We start from the raw sequence: 656 nt of genomic DNA on the forward strand, positions 1-656 counted from the left end.
CCTCAAACCCAGCGAACGCGACCCTTCGGTGCCGGTGCGCCTCGCCGAACTGTTGCTGGAGGCGGGCGCTCCGCAAGGCATCCTGCAGGTCGTGCACGGCGACAAAACGGTGGTCGATGCGATCCTCGACCATCCGGCGATCGGCGCGGTCAGCTTCGTCGGGTCGAGCGACATCGCCCATTATGTCTACAAACGCGGCGTCGCGGCGGGCAAGCGCGTGCAGGCGATGGGCGGGGCCAAGAACCACGGCATCGTCATGCCCGACGCCGATCTCGATCAGGTCGTCGCCGACCTCGCCGGCGCGGCGTTCGGGTCGGCGGGCGAGCGGTGCATGGCGCTACCGGTGGTGGTGCCGGTCGGCGACAGGACCGCCGCGGCGCTCCGTGAAAAGCTGATCCCCGCGATCGAAGGGTTGCGGGTCGGCGTATCGACCGATCCCGACGCGCATTACGGCCCGGTGGTCAATGCCCAGCACAAGGCGCGGGTCGAAGGCTGGATCGCCAGGGGCGTCGAGGAAGGCGCCGAACTGGTCGTCGACGGACGCGGGTTCAGCCTGCAAGGGCATGAGCGCGGCTTCTTCATCGGCCCGACGCTGTTCGACCATGTGACCCCGCAAATGGAATCGTACCGCGAGGAAATCTTCGGCCCGGTGCTCC

At 68.3% G+C, this 656-nt stretch carries 1 protein-coding gene; it reads left to right on the top strand.

Translation table 11 applies throughout. From position 1 onward, the window contains the following. The coding region (locus ASE59_RS14885) for an aldehyde dehydrogenase family protein (protein ID WP_235515799.1) at window positions 1-656 on the top strand (656 nt) is incomplete at both ends.

The organism is Sphingomonas sp. Leaf10, from assembly GCF_001421245.1.
Taxonomy (GTDB): Bacteria; Pseudomonadota; Alphaproteobacteria; order Sphingomonadales; family Sphingomonadaceae; genus Sphingomonas.